We start from the raw sequence: 17,728 nt of genomic DNA, 5'->3' as shown, positions 1-17,728 counted from the left end.
ACCGCCACCCCGAAGGGGAACGGCGGTGCGGGGGCCTCCCCGCGATCCGCCGCACCGGTCGCTACAGTCTGAAGTGGACCTGTCCGGAGTAGACGCACGTCGAGCCGGTCGACAGGTGCTCCCGCAGGTGCGCGGCCAGAGCGGGGTGGCGTTCGTCCATCTTCCGCAGCGCGTCGCGGATGCGCGCGGTCACCGTCTTGCGGGCCCGCTCGGCCTGGTCGCCGAGCCGGCGGGTGCGGCCCGCGAGACCGGCGGCCGAGCGCAGCTCCGCCAGCAGGGCCGCGCGCTCGCGGTCCAGCGCCGCCGCCCGGTCGTCGTCGTGCGCCTGGTCGATCTCCTCGTCCAGCCGCGCGAGGCGGCGGCGGTAGGCGGCCTTGGCCTCCTCGTCCAGCACCGGGTCACCGCCCGACCGCGCCGACGGCACGGCCTCCGGGTCGAGCAGGTCCACCGCCGACACCGGTGTGCCCGGCCTGCCCAGCAGCACGTGCAGGTCGCGCAGCCCCTTCGAGTCGGGCATCCGCGCCGTCGCGCCGGCGTAGGACAGCGACCACACGTCGCCGTCGCGGTGGAACTCGTCGGCCGGTCCGCGGTCGGCCAGGTGCCGCATGCCCAGCGCCGCCGCCTCGCGGGCCACCTCGGCGCCGAGCGCGTCGACCGGGGAACCGGTGGCGCGCAACGCCGTCACCAGGTGCCGGCGCGCCTCGACCGCCCACGGGCGGGCCCGCATCAGCTCCGCCGAGCGCAGCGCGGCGGTCAGCTCCGCCACCGCGTCGTCGTGGCGGCCCAGCGCGAGGTCCACCAGGCCCAGCCACAGGTCCACCGGCCCGCTGAGGTCGCAGCCGTAGAGCGAGACCAGCCACTGGCCCCGGTGCGGCGCGAGCTCGGCGCGCACCTCGGCCGCCAGCGCCCGGTCGCCGGCGGCGTGCGCGAAGTGCGCCCGGAACCGCTGCCACAGCGGCTCGAACATCCGCTGGAAGCGGTCGTCGGCCGGGTCGTGCGACGCCAGGTGCACGCGGGCCGCCGCCACGTCGCCCCGGCCCAGCGCGCCCAAGCCCCGCAGCAGGTCCGGGTACGGGTAGCCGGTGAGGTCCAGCCGGTCCAGCTCGGCGAACTTGCCCTGCAACGCGTACAGCGCCCACCACAGGTGCACGTGCATCATGCGGAAGCCGGTGTTCTCCTCCGCGCCGAGCGCGTCCGCCCGCGCCAGCAGGGACTCCGCCTCGGTGAACCGGCCGCCGAACGCCGCGATGATGGCCTGGTCGACCAACGCCGCGAACTCGAACCGCGGCAGCGCCGCCCGCTCCGACTCCGCCACGAACGCCCGCACCTGGTCCAGGTAGCGGGGATCGCCCAGCTCGACCAGCGCCACCCAGCGCAGCGACGCCGCGAAGTGCAGCGAACCGCGGTCGGAGGTGCGGCGGGCCACCGCGGTCAGCTCGTCGGTCAGCGCGAGCCGCTGCGCCGCCGTGCCGAGGCCCCACGCCGTGTCGTGCGCGGCCCACAGGCCGTCGGCGAGCGCGTCGTCGTCCTGCCCGACCCGCGCCAGCTCCGCCACCCGGACGCTGAGCCGGCGCGCCAGCACCTCGGGCGGTTCCTCCGGCGGCGGGCCGACCAGGGCGGCGTGGGCGTCGCGCAGCAGCGCGAGCCCGGTGTCGTCGGGGTCGGCGAAGCGGTAGCGCGTCAGCGCGACGCGGGCCAGCGCCTGCGGGTCGCCCAGCGAGCGGACGAGGGCGACGGCGGCGTCGAAGTGGCCGGCGGCGTCGCCGGGGGAGCCGCAGTGGAACAGCTCGCGCGCCAGGGCCAGCTCCAGCCGGAGCCGCCGGTGCGGGTCGGTGGCGCGGTCCAGCGCCCGGCGGTAGTGCCCGGTGGCCTCCTCCACCGCCGTGCGGGTGCTCGCGTCCCGCGCGGCGGCGACCATGAGGTCCACGGCGCGGTCCTCGGGCAGCCGCTCGCCCGCGAGGTGGGCGTGCCGGGCGAGGTCGCCGGGCATCGCCTGGTCGGCCAGGTCGCCGGACAGCGCCTCCACGACGGCCGCGTGCCGGGCGGCCACGTCCTCCAGCGAGCCGTACAGCGTCTCCCGGACGAGGTCGTGCGCGAACGAGAACCGGCCCGCGCCCAGCGCCCGCACCAGCCGGGCCTGCGCGGCCTGGTCGAGCAGTCGGTCCACGTGCGGCACGGGCAGCGCGGCGGTCGCGGCCAGCACCCGGCGGTGGAACTCGCGGCCGAGCACGGACGCGGTGGTGAGCAGCGCGCCGACCGGTTCGGACAGCAGCGACAGCCTGCGCTGCAACGCGTCCCGCACGCCGGGCGCGATGGCGGGCACCGGTGCGCCGCTCTGCCACAGCCGGGCGGTCTGCTCGACGAAGAACGGGTTGCCGCCGGTCCACCGGTGCACGGCGGCGGCCAGGTCGGCGTCCGGCGCGCGGCCCGCCGTGCTCGCCATCAGCTCGCCGACCTCCGCGGCGGACAGCCCGGTGAGCGTCACCGAGGTCGCGCGGCCGAGCAGCGGGGCCATCAGGGGGCGCAGCGGGTGGCCGTCGGCGTCCACCTCGGCGTCGCGGTAGGTGCCCAGCAGCAGCACCCGCTCGAACCACGTGTGCCGCGCGGCGAACTCCAGCAGCCGCAGCGAGGCGAGGTCGGCCCAGTGCAGGTCCTCCAGCACCACGACGACCGGCCGGTGCTGGGACGCCGCGACCAGCGCCGAGGTCACCGCGTCGTAGAGCGGGAAGCTCTCCGGCGCGTGGTTGGCGGGCGCCTCGCCGAGCAGCACGGCCAGCCGCTCGTGGTCGACCGACGCCCACTCGTCCGGGGTGGCGGCCCGGCGCAGCGCCCGCACCACCTGCACCCACGGCCAGTAGCCGGGCGCGGTGTCGGAGTCCCAGCACGAGCCGCCGAGCACCAGCGCGCCCCGCCGGCGGGCCTCCTCGGCGGCGCCGGTCACCAGGGTGGTCTTGCCGATGCCCGGTTCACCCGCCACCAGCACCAGCCCGCCGTGGCTGCGCGCCGCGCGGTCGATCTCGGCGCGCAGCACCCCGCTTGGATGGTCCCGTCCGATGAGTCGCATGACGACCCAGAACCTAGCCCATCCGAGTGGCCGATCCGGGGGAAAAGGGGCGTTTCGCGGCCACGAATTCGGTCACCTGTTCGAACGGTGCGCCGATCCGGGTGACACCGCCGCGACCGTCCGGGCAGGACGGTCCCCGCGCCGGCTCGGCGCTCGTCCGGCGGCGGCACCGGTCGGCGGCGGCACCGGTCGGCGGCGGGTCCGGCCGGTGGCTCGCCCGCAGTCGGCGTCCACGCACGGTGGGGAGGTGCCCCGGCCGGTGGGCGTGCCCGGTGCGGCGGGCGGGCGCCGCACCGCGGTCAGCGGATCGCCTCCGGCGGTCCGGCGGGCGCGAACAGCGGACCGGACGCCGTGTCCGCGCCCGCCTCCCGCCACCACCGCGCCTGCGCCGGCGTCGTCACGTCGGTCACCGACACCCCGATCCCCGCGTCGCGCACGACCGCCAGCAGGTCCGCCAGCAGCCGCGCCACCAGCGGCGACGGCCGGTCGGTCAGCGGGCGGCACATCCGCACCGCCCGCACCGGCGCGCCCACCACCCGCGCCAGGTCGGCGGGCGCGGCCGTGAACCCGTCCACCTCCACGCCGACGCCCTCGCCGGCCAGGGCGCGCAGGCCGTCCGCCGGTTCGCCCTCTCCCAGCACCACGTCGGCGGGCACGCCCAGCCACAGCGACCCGGCGGGCAGCCCGGCGTCCGCCAACGCCTCCCGCACCGCGCCCGCCAGACCGGGGTCCACCGCCTGGCCGCGCGTCAGCGACACCCGCACCGGCACGTCCCGCCCGAGGTCGCGCCGCCAAGCCCGCGCCTGCCCGCACGCCTCCCGCAGCACCCGCGCGCCCAGCGGCACGTCCAGCCCGGTGTCCTCGGCCAGCGCGAGGCACTGCTCGTGCGGCACGCCGCCGAGCCTCGGGTGCGCCCAGCGCAGCGACACCTCCGCCGCGACCACCCGCTCGTCCGCGAGCGCCACCAGCGGCCGGTACTCGACGCCCAGCTCGCCCTTCGCCCACGCGCCGGGCAGCGTCGCGGCCAGGCCGAGCACCCTCCGGTCCAGCGCGTCGCGGGCCGGGTCGGCCAGCTCCCACTGCCGCCGCCCGCTGCCCTTGGCGCGGCGCAGCGTCAGGTCCGCCGAGTCGAGCAGGTCCTCGGGCGACGCGTCGCGCGGCGGCCGGTGCACCACGCCGATCGTCGCCGAGCACGCGAGCCGGTGGCCGTCCGCGTCGACCGGCTCGGCGAGCTTGTCGTTGATGCGGCGCACCAGGGTCACCACGTCCGGGGTGGCGTCGGTGTTCTCCACCAGGACCGCGAACTCGTCGAACCCGAACCGCGCCACCATCGCGGTCTCCCCGGCCAGCGCCTCCTCCAGCCGGGTGGCGACCACCTTCAGCACGTGGTCGCCGACGCGGCGGCCCAGGCCGCCGGCGACCGCCGAGAAGCCGTCCAGGTCGAGGTGGAACACGGTGACGCCGGTCGCCGGGTCGGCGGTGCGCAGCGCCTGCTCCAGCCTGCTGGTGAAGTACTGGCGGTTGGGCAGCCGGGTCAGCACGTCGTGCAGCGACTGGTGGTTGAGCTGGCCCTGGAGCAGATTCACGTCGGTGGCGTCCTCGGCGAGCACGACCACCTGGTCGCCGCCCTCGTGGCGGCGCAGCGGGGACAGGGTCAGCGTCACCCACGCCGTCTCGCCGTCCGCGCGCACCAGCCGGCGCGGCTGGGTGATCGACGTGGTGCCGCCCCTGGTCAGCTGCGCGTAGTCGGTGCGCAGGCCGGCCCGCTCGGCGGGGTGCGCCAGGTCGAACAGCGACGTGCCCGCCAGCCGCGCACCGGGCCGGTCGACGATCCGGGCCAGCGCGGCGTTGGCGCGCAACAGCTTCCCCGCCGGGTCGGTGGTCGCGATCCCGGTGGCCGTGCAGCCCTCCACCGAGTCGCAGCGCGCGGTGGCGACCTCCAGGTCGAGCTGGGCCTGCCGCATCGCCCGGTACAGCGAGCGGCCCAGCTGCTCCTGCTGCTCCAGGGTGGTGGCCTTGACGCGGTCGGCGAAACCGGCGGCCAGGGCGGCGACCACGTCCACCACGCGGTCGCGCAGCTTCTCCGGCCGCACCAGGTCCGCCATGCCGAGGAGGCCCTTGCCCACCACCTCCACCGAGCACTGGAGGCCGTCCGCGGTGGTGCAGTTGAGGTCCACCAGCGCCGCGCCCACCTCGCGCCCGGCCCGCTGGGTCAGCGCCTCGTCGGCCACGCCCGCGCACAGCCGCCCCACCAGGTCGAGCAGGCGGCCCTCCAGCTCGGGGTTGGCCAGCGGCACGAACGTCCGGGCGCTCAGCAGGTAGGTCCACTTCTTCGCGAGCTTCGCGCGGGCGCGGAGGCCGTCCGCGTCCTGGGGAAGCGCGGCGGTCATCTCACCTGCCCCCGGCGGACGGCTTGCGGCCGACGCCCACGTAGACCTGGGTGTTGTCGTCCGGGTCGTCGGACACCGCGCCGACGCCGTCCGGCCGCCACAGCGCGCAGCCCGTCACGCCCGGCTCCTCCAGCTCGAACCCGGCGAACAGGGCGGTGACCTCGGCGTGCGAGCGGTAGACGAGCTGGTCGCGCGAGTTGCTGCGCCGCACGGTCGCCGCCGCCGCCCGCATGGTGTCGACGCGGCGGTCGGCGGTGGCGTGCGAGATCACCAGGCGGCTGCCCGGCGCGAGCCGGTCCCGGTAGCGCCCGAGGTAGCCGACCGGGTCCTCGGAGTCCGGCGAGAAGTGCACCACCAGCAGCGCCAGCAGGGCGATCGGCCGGTCGAAGTCGAGCAGGCCGACGACCTCGGGCCGGGACAGCACGTCCTCCGGCTCGCGCAGGTCCGCCCGCACCGCCGCGGCGCGCTCGACGCCCGTCAGCAGCAACCGGCCGTGCGCCACGGCGACCGGGTCCTTGTCGACGTAGACGACCTTCGCCCGCGGCGCGATCTCGTGCACGTTGCCGACCGTCGGGATGCCCGACCCGATGTCGAGGAACTGGGTGATCCCGGAATCGACCAGGTGGGTGACGGCGCGGCGGAGGAACGCGCGGTTCATGCGGACCAGGTCGCGCGCGCCGGGCAGCACTTCGAGCATTCGATCGCCCATCGCGCGGTCGACCGCGAGGTTGTGCGCACCGCCCAGCAGGTAGTCGTAAGTGCGGGCCACGCTGGGGACGCTGACGTCGATGCCGTCGGGCACCCAGTCGAGCTCGGTCACGGCGCACTCCAGTCGGTGGGTGAACGGTGACATCCAACCCGGTCCGGCGTTCGGGCACCAGCAGATCCAACAACTTAACTCGAATGCGCGATCCCGCGAGGTCCGAACGGCGCATAGAGTGCACCGATCCGGCTCCGAAGGCGAGGCGATGACCGCCGACACCGCGAAACCGCAGGTACCGACCGTGCCGGGCCGGTTGCCGCTGCTCGGCCACACCCTCGCGATGGTGCGCGGACGGCTCGCCTTCACCGCTGGGTTGCGGTCTTGCGGCGATCTCGTCCGGGTGCACCTCGGTTCGCCGCCGGTGTACTTCGCGACCACTCCGGAATTGGCCCACCAGGTGCTTTCCGGGCGGCCCGGCGAGTTCACCAAGGGCGTCCTGGTGGACAAACTCCGCAGCGCGTTCGGAAACGGCCTGGTCAGCACCGGCGGCGATTTCCGCCGCCGCCGGCACCGGCTGATCCAGCCTGCCCTGCGCGGCGCTGCGCCGGCGCGGCACGCGGAAAAGACGACCGAATCCGCCGTCGAATCGGTCGATTCCTGGCGCCACGGGCAGCGGGTGGCCGTCGACCGGCTCGCGCGGGACTTCGCGATCTCCGTGGTGGGCCGCACGCTGTTCTCCGCCGACTTCGGGCCGCGCGCCTCGGCGGAGATCCGGCGGCACACGCCCACGATGGTCCGGCTCGGCGTGCTGCTGCCCGCGCCGCTCGCCCGGCCGGTGCGGCGGCGGTTCGACCGCGCGGTCGCCGGCGTGCACGGCGTCGTGGACGCGGTGCTCGGCCGCCGCGCGACGACCTTCGCCGGCGTGCCGTCGCTGGTCTACACGCAGCGCGTGATCAAGGAAGTGCTCCGCAAGTGCCCGCGGTGGCTGATGATGCGCCGCGCCGCCACCGACGTGACGCTGGGCGGCGTGCGCCTGCCGGCGGGCGCGGAGGTCGGCTTCAGCCCGCACGCGCTGCACCACGACCCGCTGTCCTGCGACGCGCCGGAGGTGTTCGACCCCGACCGGTGGCTGCCCCTGCGCGCGGCGTCGGTGCCCGGGGGCGCGTACGTGCCGTTCGCGGGCGGGCTGCACCAGTGCCCCGGCCACGCCTGCGTCCATCGGGATCGCCATCGTCGCCGCCACCGTGGCGGCCCGATGGCGCCTGGTGCCCGCGTCGGGGAAACCCGTGCGCCCCGGGGTGGTCGGCCTGATGCACCCGAACCGGCCGCCCATGACCGTCCTGTCCAGTCGACACCGATGGAGGTTCTCCCCACTTGCGGTACTCACTCGCCGCCGGCGCGGTGGCGCTGCTCGCCGCGTCGACCCTCACCGCCGCGTCACCGGCCACCGCCGCGCCGGCGTGCCGCGACGTCCACGCGCCGGTCACCGTGCTCGGCCACCGGGAGGTCGTGCACGGGACGCTGTGCACGCCGGCCGGTGGCGGCTCGACCGTCCAGCTGCTGATCCCCGGCGCGACCTACAACAGCGCGTACTGGGACTACCCCGGCGCGCACTCGTTCCGGGCGGCGCAGAACGCGGCCGGCTTCGCGACCCTGGCCGTCGACCGCCTGGGCACGGGCGGCAGCTCCCGGCCGCCCGCCGCGACCCTGACCGCCCTGGCGCAGGCGGAGGCGATGCACCAGGTCGTGCGGGGGCTGCGGTCGGGCGCGTACGGCCGGTCGTTCCCGCGCGTGGTCATCGGCGGCCACTCGCTGGGCGCGGCCATCGCCGTCGTCGAGGCGGGCACGCACCACGACGTGGACGGCGTCCTGCTGACCGGCATGACCCACCGCGTCAACCCGGCCGGGGTGACGGCGGTGTTCGCGACCTTCGTCCCGGCCAACCTCGACCGCAGGTTCGGCGCGCTGTTCCCGCCCGGCTACCTGACCACCGCGCCGGGCACGCGTTACGGGAACTTCCACGCGCCGGGCGAGCTGTCGCGCGCGGCGCGCGAGCTGGAGGAGGCCACCAAGGACGTCTTCTCGCCGGTCGAGACCGCCGACGCGCTCGGCGTGGCCGTGGTGCTGCCCTACAGCAGGCTGGTCGACGTGCCGGTGCTGTCCGTGGTGGGCAGCCACGACTCCGCCGTGTGCGGGCCGTTGGCGACGGACTGCTCGTCGGCGGAGGCGTTGCGGGAGGACGAGGCGCCGTACTTCACCGCGCCGCTGGAGGCGCACGTGGTGCCGGGGCACGGGCACTCGATCAACCTGGCTCGGGAGGCGGGCCGGTACTACGCGGCGGTGGCTTCCTGGGCGTCGCGGGAAGTCGGCCGCTGACCCCGGTGCGGGGTCCGCACGCGCCGCGGACCCCGCACACGGGAATGCCGCCGTGCCGGGTCGCCGCGCCGGTCGGGTGATCGCGGCGACGGTCGGCCGACGTCGGCGTCGCCGCGCGGGCGGGTGTTGGTGGCTGCCGGGCGGGCGAGGCTGTGGTGTGTCGCGCCGCGCGGGCGGGTGTTGGCGGTTGTCGGGCGGGCGTTGGTGTGGTGTGTCGCGCCGCGCGGGCGCACCGGTGGCTGTCTGGCGCGGGTGGTGGTGCGGTGTCGCCGGGTGGGCGGCGGTGTCGGGCGGCTGTCGGGCGGCTGCCGGTGAGATGCGGCAGGCGGCCTGTCGGCGTCCTCCCGGCGGCCCCGGGCGGGATCGTCCGGACGCACCTGTACCGCGCCGCCGCCGGGCCGCACACTGGGAGGTGGCGCGCTTCCCCCGACGCCGGACGGCACCGGGGGTGGAGCATGAGCGAATTCCGGGCACGGCTCGCGGCCGCGCTCGCGGCGGTCGAGCGGGGCTGGCCCGTGATCCCGTTGCGGCCGTGGGGGAAGGTGCCCGCGGTCAAGGACTGGGACCGCCGGGCGACCCTGGACCCCGACCGGGTGCGCGCCTGGTGGGGGCACAAGCCCTACAACGTCGGCATCTCCTGCCGCGCCGCCGGGCTGCTGGTGGTCGACCTCGACCAGGGCGTGCCGCACGGGCGGGACGTGCTCGCCGAACTCGCGCGCCGGCACGGCGCGGACGACCCGCGCGACACGTACACGGTGGCCACGCCCGGCGGGGGAGAGCACCGCTACTTCCGCGCGCCCGACGTCCCGCCGCCGAACACGGTCGGCAGGCTCGGCCGGCACGTCGACACCCGGTCGGCGGGCGGGTACGTCGCGGCGCAGGGCTCGATCCGGCGCACGACCAGCGGGCCGCGCCTGTACAAGGTGGTGCGGGACGTGCCCGTCGCGCCCGCGCCGGACTGGCTGGTCGCCGCCCTGCGCCCGCCGGAGCCCGAGCAGCGGGCCGCGCCGGCCGACCCGCCCGCGCCGCGCCGGGTCCGCGCCTACCGGGAGGCCGTGGTGGGCGGCGAGGTGGACCGGGTCCGGTCGGCCCGGCCGGGCACCCGCGCGCACGTGCTGTTCACGGCGGCGTGCCGGCTCGGCGAACTGGTCGGCGCGGGCTGGCTGGACGACCGCGCGGCGGCCGAGGTGCTGCTCGACGCCGCCGCGCGGCACGTCGGCGTGGACGGCTGGACGGAGCGGGAAGCGCTGCACCACATCGCGAACGGCCTGGCGACCGGCAAGCGGAGGCCGCGGGTCATCCCGGAGCGGCGGTCGCCGTCGGACGCGACGCGCGCCGTGCCGCCGGTGCCGCACCAGGTCCGGCGTGAGTGAGGATCGTGGTGGTCGCGGGTGAGCGGTGTGCCGGGGCGGGGCGCGCGTGAGCCGGGCCCGAAGTGCTTCGGTTCTCGCGTGGCATCGGGGAACAAGCGCGCCGCCGGGCGGGTTGTGCCCGACGAGATCGACTACGGGGGTTGGTTCGATGAAGAAGTTCGCCTTGGTGCTGCTCGCCGCCGTCCTGGGGCTGGTGTTCGCGCCGCCCGCGTCCGCGCGGCCCGGCTGGGCGGCCACCTGGACGGCGTCGCCGCACGAGCCGTCCGACGTCTTCGGCCCGAACTGGGGCACGGAGGGGTTCGACGACCAGACCGTGCGGCAGGTGCTGCGGATCAGCTCGGGCGGCCCGGCCGTCCGCATCCGCCTGTCCAACGCCTACGGCGACGCGCCGCTGGAGATCACGGGCGCGACCGTGGCGCGGGCTGCCGAGGGCGCGGCCGTGCAGCCGCGCTCGGTGCGGCACCTGACGTTCGGCGGCCACCGCTCGGCGACGGTCCGACCCGGCGGCGACCTCGTCAGCGACGTGGCGCTCCTGCCGGTCGAGCCGTTGCAGCGGTTGACGGTGACGCTGTACTTCGCCGGCCGGACCGGTCCGGCGACCGGGCACACCTTCGCCTCCGCGACCAGCTACCGGGCCGCGGGCGACCACCGGGCGGACGTGGCGGCCGACGCGTTCGGCGAGACCTCGACGTCCTGGTTCTACGTCACCGCCGTCGAAGTGGTCGACCGGACGCCGCGCCGCGACGTCGTGGTGGCCTTCGGCGACTCGATCACCGACGGCACCGGGTCCACCGTGGACGGTGACAACCGGTACCCCGACGAGCTGGCCGAACGGCTGCGCGGGCGCAAGGCCGTGGTGAACGCGGGCATCGGCGGGAACCGGGTGCTCAACGACTCGTCCTGCTTCGGCGAGAAGGCCACCGAGCGGTTCGGCCGCGACGTGCTCGCCCAGCCGGACGTGCGCACGGTGATCCTGTTGGAGGGCATCAACGACATCGGCTTCAGCAACTTCCCGATCGACTGCGCCAAGCCGAACCCGGAGGTCACCGCCGCACAGCTGATCGCGGGCTACCGGGACCTGATCGGGCAGGCGCACCGCGCCGGTGTGCGGGTCGTCGGCGCGACCCTGCTGCCGTTCAAGGGCGCGGGCTACCACACGGAGCGCGGCGAGGCGGTGCGGGACGAGGTGAACGCGTGGATCCGCACGTCCGGCGAGTTCGACGCGGTGGTGGACTTCGACCGCGCCACGGCCGACCCGGCGGACCCGGACGCGCTGCTGCCCGCGTACGACAGCGGTGACCGGCTGCACCCCAGTGACGCGGGGTACCGCGCGATGGCCGAGGCCGTCGACCTGTCGGTGCTGTAGGCGAGGTCCGCGCGGGGCGTCCGGGAGGTGTGTCCCGGCCGCCCCGCGCGGGGTTTCAGCGCGTGGCGCCGTCCGGGTCGGTGGTGGAGGCGGTGTCGCCCAGGTCGCGGAGCTGCCGGAGCACCCGGTCGGCGTCGGCTTCCCGGCCCTGCCTGCGGTACAGCTCCAGCGCCTGCCGCCACACCGCGCGGGCCTCGTGGCGCCGGCCGAGCGCGAGGTGCGGGTGCCCGAGGCGGTCGAGGGTGTCGGCGGCGTAGTACGTGCTGCCCAGCGGCCGGTACAGGGTGAGCGCCTGCCGGTAGTGGTCGACGGCCTGCGCGTGCCGCCCGGTGTGGTGGTCGACGTAGCCGAGGGTGTCGAGGACGTGCGCCTCCACCTCGGGGTCGTCGCGGTGGTCCCGGTTGAGGGCCAGCGCGCTGCGGCAGTGCTCGCGCGCGGTGCCGTGGTCGCCCAGCAGGGCGGCGACCCAGCCCGCGTCGGCGTGCGCGGCGGCTTGGCCGACCGGGTCGCCCAACGCGCGGCAGATGTCCAGCGCCCGCCGGGCGTGGTGCAGCGCCCGCCGGTTGTCACCGCCGCGCGACCGGGCCTCGGCGAGGACGCGGTGCGTGAGGGCCTGGTCGGCGCGCGCGTCGTGGGCGCGGGCCAGGGCGAGGGACCGGTCCAGGTGCCCGATCGCCTCCGCCGGCCGCCCGCGCCGGATGTGGGCGCGGCCGAGGGACCGGTGGGCGTGGATGCGGGTGGCCGGGTCGGGCAGGTGGGTCGCGGCGTCCAGCGCGGCCTCCCACAGGGCCTGCTCGTCGGGGCGGTGCCCGCGGCGCGCGTGGAAGGTGCTCAGCGTCCGGGCCAGCTGCCACACCTGCCGGTGCCACCGGTGGGTGAACGCCGTGTGCTGGGCGGCGGACAGGTGCGGGTACTCGCTGTCCAGCCAGGCCAGCGCGGCCGGCGCGTCGGGCAGCCGCTGCGGGTGGACGCCGGGCGCGGGCGGGTCGAGCGCGAGGGGCTCGGTGTGCGGGTCGAGCAGCTGCTGGGCGGCGTGGGCGGTGTGCAGGTAGAAGTCCACCGCCCGGCGCAGCGCCGCCACGCGCGCCGCGGGGTCCAGGTCGTCGGCCAGGGTGGTCGCGTAGTCGCGGATCAGGTCGTGCATGGTGTGCCGCCCGCCGGCGTGCCGGTCGATCAGGGAGGCGTCCTCCAGGGTGGTGAGCGCCCGGTGCGCCCGCGCGGGCGGCAGGCCGGTGAGGGCGATCGCGGCGGGCAGGCCGGTGTCGGGGCCGGGCGCGATGCCCAGCAGCGCGAACACCCGCCGCTGCTCGGGGGTCAGGCGGCGCAGCGACCAGGACAGCACGGTGGGCAGGCTGGCGGTCGGGTCGTCGTGGTCGAGCAGGTGCAGGCCCAGCAGGCGCAGCTCGGCGGCCGGCTCGGCCAGCGGTGCGCCCGGCCGGGTGGAGGCGTGGCGGGCCGTGATCGACAGCGCGAGCGGGTGGCGTCCGCACCGGTCGACCAGCTCGGCGGCGGCGTCGGGTTCGGCGGCCACGCGCGCCGCGCCCACCCGCGCGGCGAGCAGGGCGTGCGCCTCGGCCCGCGTGAGCACGTCGAGCCGCAGGTGGCGCGCGGCGTAGCGGTCGATCAGCGCCGCGAGCCGGTGGCGGCCGGTGACCAGCACGGCGCAGGTGGGCGAGCCGGGCAGCAGCGGCTCGACCTGGTCGACGCCCGCCGCGTTGTCCAGCACCACCAGCACCCGCTTACCGGCCACCAGGCTGCGGTACAGCGCGGCCTTGGCGGCCGGGTCGTCGGGCACCCGGTCGGGTGCGACGCCGAGGGCGGCGAGGAAGCCGCGCAGCGCGTCGTCGGGCGGCACCGGGCGGTGGGTGGGGCTGAAGCCGTGCAGGTCGACGAACAGGTGGCCGTCGGGGAAGCGGTGGGCGTTGCGGTGCGCCCAGTGCAGGGCGAGGGCGGTCTTCCCGATGCCGCCCGCGCCGCCGATCGCCGTGATCGGCACCGTGCCCGCGTCACCGGTCGGCGCGGTGCCCAGGGCCGCGGTCAGCGCCGCCAGCTCGTCGGCGCGGCCGGTGAACCACGGCGGCGCGGCGGGCAGCTGGCGCGGCACGGGCGTGGCCGGCCGCGCGCTGTCGGCCGGCGTGTGCGGCGTGGTGTCGGCCGGCGTGCGCGGTGTCGGCGTGTGCGGCGTGGTGTCGGGAGATGTGTGCGGCGCCTGCGTGCGCGGCGTGGTGTCGGCCGGCGTGTGCGGGGTCGGTGCGTGCGGCGCGGTGTCGGCGGTTGGGTGCGGTGTCGGCGGGTGCAGCGCGGGGTCGGCGGTGAGGATCTGCCGGTGCAGCCGTTGCAGCGCCGGTCCGGGGTCCGCGCCCAGGTCGTCGGCCAAGCGGGTGCGGACGCGCCGGTAGTGCTCCAGGGCGTCGGCCTGGCGGCCGTCGCGGTAGAGGGCCAGCATCAGCTGCCCGGCGACGCGCTCGTCCAGCGGGTGCCGGGCGGCGCGGGCCGACAGCGCGGGCAGCAGCGCGCCGTGCCGCCCGCGGCGCAGCGCGAGGTCCGCGTGGTCCGACTCGGCGGCCAGCAGCTCCGCGCCCAGGGCGGCCCGCAGGTCGCACGCCCACGGCGTGTCCAGGTCCGGCACCGGCTCGCCGCGCCAGAGCCCCAGCGCCAGGTCGAACAGCTCCGCCGCGCGCCGGTCGTCGCCGGCGGACCTGGCCAGGGCGAGCAGCCGGCGGAACCGGTGCAGGTCGACGCCCTGCTCGTCGACGGTCAGCAGGTAGCCGCCGGACCGGCGGGCCAGCGCCACGCCCTCGACGCCGGACAGGGCCGCGCGCAGCCGCGACAGGTAGTTGTACAGCGTGTCCCGGCCGCGCGCCGGTGGCCGCTCGCCCCACACGCGGTCGAGCAGCCGCGCGGCGGGCACCGGGCGGTTGGCCTCCACCAGCAGCACGGCCAGCACACCGCGCTGCCGCGGGTGCCCCAGGTCGACCCGCGCGCCGCCGAGGTGCCCCTCGACCCCGCCCAGCAGCCGGAACCGGAGCACCGGCCCGGTGTCGGCGCACCCGGTGACCAGCGCGTTCCAGGTTTCTCGCACGGTTTCCTCACGATCGGCCGGGCATCGTGCCCACCCGGTGATCCAAACACCACGCCCGGAACCCGCCGACATGAAAGAGGACACAGTGCCCTCCGCGCTGAACACCAGGACGACCTCCGCGCTGGCCACCGCCGGCGTCACCGCCGCCCTCCTGCTCGGCGGCGCGACCGCCGCGACCGCCGCGCCGCGCGGTGTCGACGCCGCAGCCACGCACAGCACCTGCAACGCGCACACCGTCGACGGGCGCGGCGCCGAGATCTGCCGCACCTGGACGCCCACGGGCGGCGGCTACTACTACGTCACCTGGGAGGTCACCCGCTCCACCGCGAACGTCGTACCCCAGGGCCGGTTCGACGGCAAGGTGAGCACCCTCCGCGTCTCGGGCAACCGGAGCGGCGTCAAGGACTTCGTGACCCGCGTGTGCGTCGAGAAGCGCTGCTCCTCCTGGGCCTGACGGCCTGACCGCCCCGCCCCGCCGCACCGGCGACTCCGCACGACGACGGGCCCATCCCGATGCGCATCGGGATGGGCCCGTCGTCGTGGTGTGGAAGGAGCGGACCGCCCGGCTCCGGGCGGCCCGCTCCGGCCGTGGGGCGGCCCGGCGGAGGGCTGCCGGGCCGCCGGCTCAGGACTCCGCGGCGAGGATCAGCGCGGTGTCGGCCACCTGCTCGAAACTGGCGACCCGACCGTCCGCGACGCGCCAGATGTGCGTGAAGCGGGCGGTCATGCCCTTGCCCGTGGCGCGGTGCACGCCCGTGTAGTTGCCCAGCGCCACCACCACGTCACCCGCGTCGAACAGGTCCGCCACGGTCACGGTGAACGACGCCCAGTCCGCGCCGATCCGGTGGAACACGTTGGCGCGGATGGCATCCGGGCCGATGTAGGTGCCGCCGTAGGTGGAACCGGCGGCTTCGGTCCAGGTGGCGTCGGGTGCGAGCGGCGCGAGCATCCCGTCCAGGTCACCCCGGTCGGAGGCGGCGTAGTGGGCGCGGACGACTTCCAGTGCGGTCATGGTCTTCCTTCAGACAGGCTGGTCTTCGGGGTAGGACACGCGGCCGAGCGACGTGATGTGCGCGCCGCCGGGCGCGTTGCGGATCTCGCCTTCGCCGTTGAGGCCGAAGAAGGTGCCCGTGGTGCGCATCGCGTCCAGGTCGTACAGCCACGTGGTGGCCACGGGGATGCGGAACTCGCGGAAGGTGAACACGTACCGGTTCTCGGCGATCCGGTACGCCGTCGCCAGGTCCACGTCGCCGTGCCCGCGCTGCTCGCCGACCAGGCACTGCCAGGCGTAGCGCTCCGAGCTGAGGTACACGTGCTCGTAGAGGTGGTTGGGGCTGTACCGGTAGAGGGCGCGCCAGCCGATCAGGTCGCGCGACGGCGCGGGCGCCTCACCCCTGGGCCCGACGCCGTCGCCGGTGTCGAGCACGCCGGGGCGGAACACCTGCGACACCTGCGGCACGCCCTCGGTCCTGGTCTCCGCGATGGTCGACTCGACGGTCAGCGTCCGCCTGCTGTCCAGGTCCGCGACGAGCACCGCCGACTCGCGCGGGGTGGCGGCGAAGAGGAGCGAGACGAAGAAGGTGCCGGGCGCGCCCTCCACCGCCTCGTACCAGTCGGTGCCCTTCGCGTCACCGGTGGACCACTCCACGGTGGACTCGTCGGTGAACGACAGCTCGACCTGGCCGCCGTCGTCGTGCCGCACGGTCCAGCGCAGGCCGACGAGGGCGCCGCTGCGGGGCAGCCGGTTCCCGTCGATGCCCTTGGCGAAGTCGTCGACGGTCTTCCAATCCGACATCGGGTGGTGTCCTCTCACGCCAGTTCGATCGTGGGCAGGTCGACGGCGCTCGCGCCGGCGTCCGCGGTGACCACCGCGCCGCTGACGACGGAGGCGTCCGACGAGGCGAGGAACGCGATCACCGAGGCCACCTCCTCCGCCTCGGCGGGCCTGCCCAGCGGGGTGTTCTCGGTGACCAGGGCGTACGCCTCGTCGCGGCCGAGGCCGCGGGTCGCGCCGAACCGGTCCATCTGCTCGTCCGCCATCGTGGTGCGCACCCAGCCGGGGCACACCACGTTCGCCCGCACGCCGTGCTTGCCGTAGTCGCGGGCGATGGACCTGGTCAGGCCGACCAGGGCGTGCTTGGTGGCGGTGTAGCCCGCGACGCCCGGCCCGGCGAACAGGCCCGCCAGCGAGGACACCAGGACGACCGAGCCGCCGCCGTCGACCAGGCCGGGCAGCGCGGCCCGGATGGTGACGAACGCGCTGGTCAGGTTCGCGTCGAGGGCCAGCCGCCACCCCTCGTCGGTGGTCTCGCCCGCGGTGCCGAGCCCGTGGCCGCCCGCGTTGGCCACCACGACGTCGACCCGGCCGAACCGCTCGGTCGCCCGCGCGACGACGGCCTCCATCGCCGCGCTGTCGGCGGCGTCCGCGGGCAGCGCGAGCGCGGCGTCGCCCAGCGGGCCGGCGACCTCCTCCAGCGGCGCGGGTCGGCGGCCGGTGAGCACCGCCCGCCCGCCCTCCGCGACGATCTGCCGGGCGGTGGCCGCGCCGATGCCGGTGCCCGCGCCGGTGATCAGGGCGACCCGGCCGGTGAATCGAGAGCCCATGTAGGTCCTCCAGTGGTGACGGCGAGGCCGGCGACGGTGTCGGCGACCTCGACGGGATCGGGGGTGCAGCGGGCGGTGACCGAGCGGACCAGCACGCCCAACGGCTCGGCGTCCCTGGCGACGGCGCGGACCAGGCCGCGGATGCCGCCCGCGGCGGCGGACTGGGGTGGCAGGTGCGGGCAGGTGACGGCGACGGCGACGATCACGCCGCCGTCGCCGCCCATCGCCCGCAGCACCGCACGGGTGGTGTAGAAGGCGGCGTCGAGCTGGGTGCCGAGCACGAGGTGCCAGGTCTCGTCGTCGACCGCGAGCGTCGCCGGGCCGTCGGGGTCGGCCTGTCGTGCCGCGGACCCGTCGCCGGCCGCGGCGGGCCCGCCGGCGGGCGTCCGCGCCGCGAACCCGCCGGTGGCCGGGTCGGCCGCCCGCGGTGCGCCGCGCCCGCGCGGGCAAGGCAGCGCGGGCGCGGTGGTGACCAGCAGGTCGATCCGGCCGAAGTGCCCGACCACCGCCGTCACCGCCGATTCCGCCTGGGCCGGGTCGGCGGCCTCGGCGCACACCGCCATCCCGCTCCACAGCCCGCCGCCCACGATCTCGACCGCCGACGAGTCCGCGTCCAGCGCGGCCACCCGCGCACCGGCGGCGTCGAGCCTGCGCGCCACCGCCGCGCCGATCCCGGAGCCGGCTCCGGTCACCAGCGCGACCTTGCCCTCCATGCCCATGATCGGACGTTAACCTCGGGGCACCCGCGTTCCCCATAGCCGGCGGATGCG

General features: G+C 76.5%; 13 protein-coding genes. 5 read left to right on the top strand and 8 right to left on the bottom strand.

Going from position 1 to position 17,728, the window contains the following annotated elements:
- Positions 1–61 precede the first annotated feature (61 nt).
- The 3 genes from C8E97_RS22560 to C8E97_RS22550 form a co-directional block, all read right to left on the bottom strand.
- Positions 62–3,064, bottom strand: a complete 3,003-nt coding sequence (locus C8E97_RS22560; protein WP_121007491.1) for an ATP-binding protein — start codon at positions 3,062–3,064, stop codon at positions 62–64.
- A gap of 299 nt (positions 3,065–3,363) precedes the next feature.
- The gene (locus tag C8E97_RS22555; RefSeq protein ID WP_121007490.1) at positions 3,364–5,454 is read right to left on the bottom strand and encodes a putative bifunctional diguanylate cyclase/phosphodiesterase; all 2,091 of its coding nucleotides are present in this window, start codon (positions 5,452–5,454) and stop codon (positions 3,364–3,366) included.
- 1 nt (position 5,455) lies between these two features.
- Positions 5,456–6,274: an SAM-dependent methyltransferase gene (locus tag C8E97_RS22550; RefSeq protein ID WP_246019086.1), complete on the bottom strand. Its 819-nt coding sequence runs from the start codon at positions 6,272–6,274 to the stop codon at positions 5,456–5,458.
- Positions 6,275–6,293: 19 nt separating this feature from the next.
- Here C8E97_RS22550 and C8E97_RS22545 point away from each other — a divergent pair, with 19 nt between their 5' ends.
- The 4 genes from C8E97_RS22545 to C8E97_RS22530 all read left to right on the top strand — a co-directional run bounded on the left by C8E97_RS22545 (position 6,294) and on the right by C8E97_RS22530 (position 11,272).
- Positions 6,294–7,721: a cytochrome P450 gene (locus tag C8E97_RS22545; RefSeq protein ID WP_246019084.1), complete on the top strand. Its 1,428-nt coding sequence runs from the start codon at positions 6,294–6,296 to the stop codon at positions 7,719–7,721.
- A complete protein-coding gene (locus C8E97_RS22540) occupies positions 7,667–8,533 on the top strand; it encodes an alpha/beta hydrolase (RefSeq protein ID WP_246019082.1) in 867 nt (288 codons plus the stop codon). The genes C8E97_RS22545 and C8E97_RS22540 overlap by 55 nt, the downstream gene beginning before the upstream one ends.
- Before the next feature lie 455 nt (positions 8,534–8,988).
- Entirely contained in the window at positions 8,989–9,906 is a 918-nt protein-coding gene (locus tag C8E97_RS22535) for a bifunctional DNA primase/polymerase (protein WP_121007487.1), read from the top strand.
- Positions 9,907–10,054: 148 nt separating this feature from the next.
- Positions 10,055–11,272: an SGNH/GDSL hydrolase family protein gene (locus C8E97_RS22530; RefSeq protein ID WP_121007486.1), complete on the top strand. Its 1,218-nt coding sequence runs from the start codon at positions 10,055–10,057 to the stop codon at positions 11,270–11,272.
- Between the two features lie 55 nt (positions 11,273–11,327).
- Here the strand turns inward: C8E97_RS22530 and C8E97_RS22525 are convergent, their stop codons facing one another.
- On the bottom strand, positions 11,328–14,354 hold the full coding sequence (locus C8E97_RS22525) for an AfsR/SARP family transcriptional regulator (protein ID WP_246019080.1): 3,027 nt from the start codon (positions 14,352–14,354) through the stop codon (positions 11,328–11,330).
- 70 nt (positions 14,355–14,424) lie between these two features.
- On the opposite strand from C8E97_RS22525, the gene C8E97_RS36220 reads away from it, so the two are divergent.
- Positions 14,425–14,808, top strand: coding sequence for a hypothetical protein (locus C8E97_RS36220; protein ID WP_246019078.1), 384 nt, complete (start codon positions 14,425–14,427; stop codon positions 14,806–14,808).
- Between the two features lie 171 nt (positions 14,809–14,979).
- Here the strand turns inward: C8E97_RS36220 and C8E97_RS22515 are convergent, their stop codons facing one another.
- Genes C8E97_RS22515 through C8E97_RS34830 form a run of 4 tightly spaced genes read right to left on the bottom strand, consistent with a single transcriptional unit; the run spans position 14,980 to position 17,677 of the window.
- Positions 14,980–15,366 (bottom strand): nuclear transport factor 2 family protein, encoded by a 387-nt coding sequence (locus tag C8E97_RS22515; RefSeq protein WP_121007484.1) that lies wholly within the window; start codon positions 15,364–15,366, stop codon positions 14,980–14,982.
- Between the two features lie 9 nt (positions 15,367–15,375).
- Positions 15,376–16,149, bottom strand: a complete 774-nt coding sequence (locus C8E97_RS22510) for a molybdenum cofactor biosynthesis F family protein (RefSeq protein ID WP_121007483.1) — start codon at positions 16,147–16,149, stop codon at positions 15,376–15,378.
- A 14-nt stretch (positions 16,150–16,163) separates the two neighbouring features.
- The gene (locus C8E97_RS22505) at positions 16,164–16,958 is read right to left on the bottom strand and encodes an SDR family NAD(P)-dependent oxidoreductase (RefSeq protein ID WP_121007482.1); all 795 of its coding nucleotides are present in this window, start codon (positions 16,956–16,958) and stop codon (positions 16,164–16,166) included.
- Positions 16,925–17,677: an SDR family NAD(P)-dependent oxidoreductase gene (locus tag C8E97_RS34830; protein ID WP_170211962.1), complete on the bottom strand. Its 753-nt coding sequence runs from the start codon at positions 17,675–17,677 to the stop codon at positions 16,925–16,927. The genes C8E97_RS22505 and C8E97_RS34830 overlap by 34 nt, the downstream gene beginning before the upstream one ends.
- Positions 17,678–17,728: the final 51 nt, after the last annotated feature.

This window comes from Saccharothrix australiensis (assembly GCF_003634935.1).
GTDB classification, from domain to species: domain Bacteria; phylum Actinomycetota; class Actinomycetes; order Mycobacteriales; family Pseudonocardiaceae; genus Actinosynnema; species Actinosynnema australiense.
Note: the sequence above shows the minus strand (reverse complement) of the source record. Positions and strands in the feature narration are given on the sequence as shown.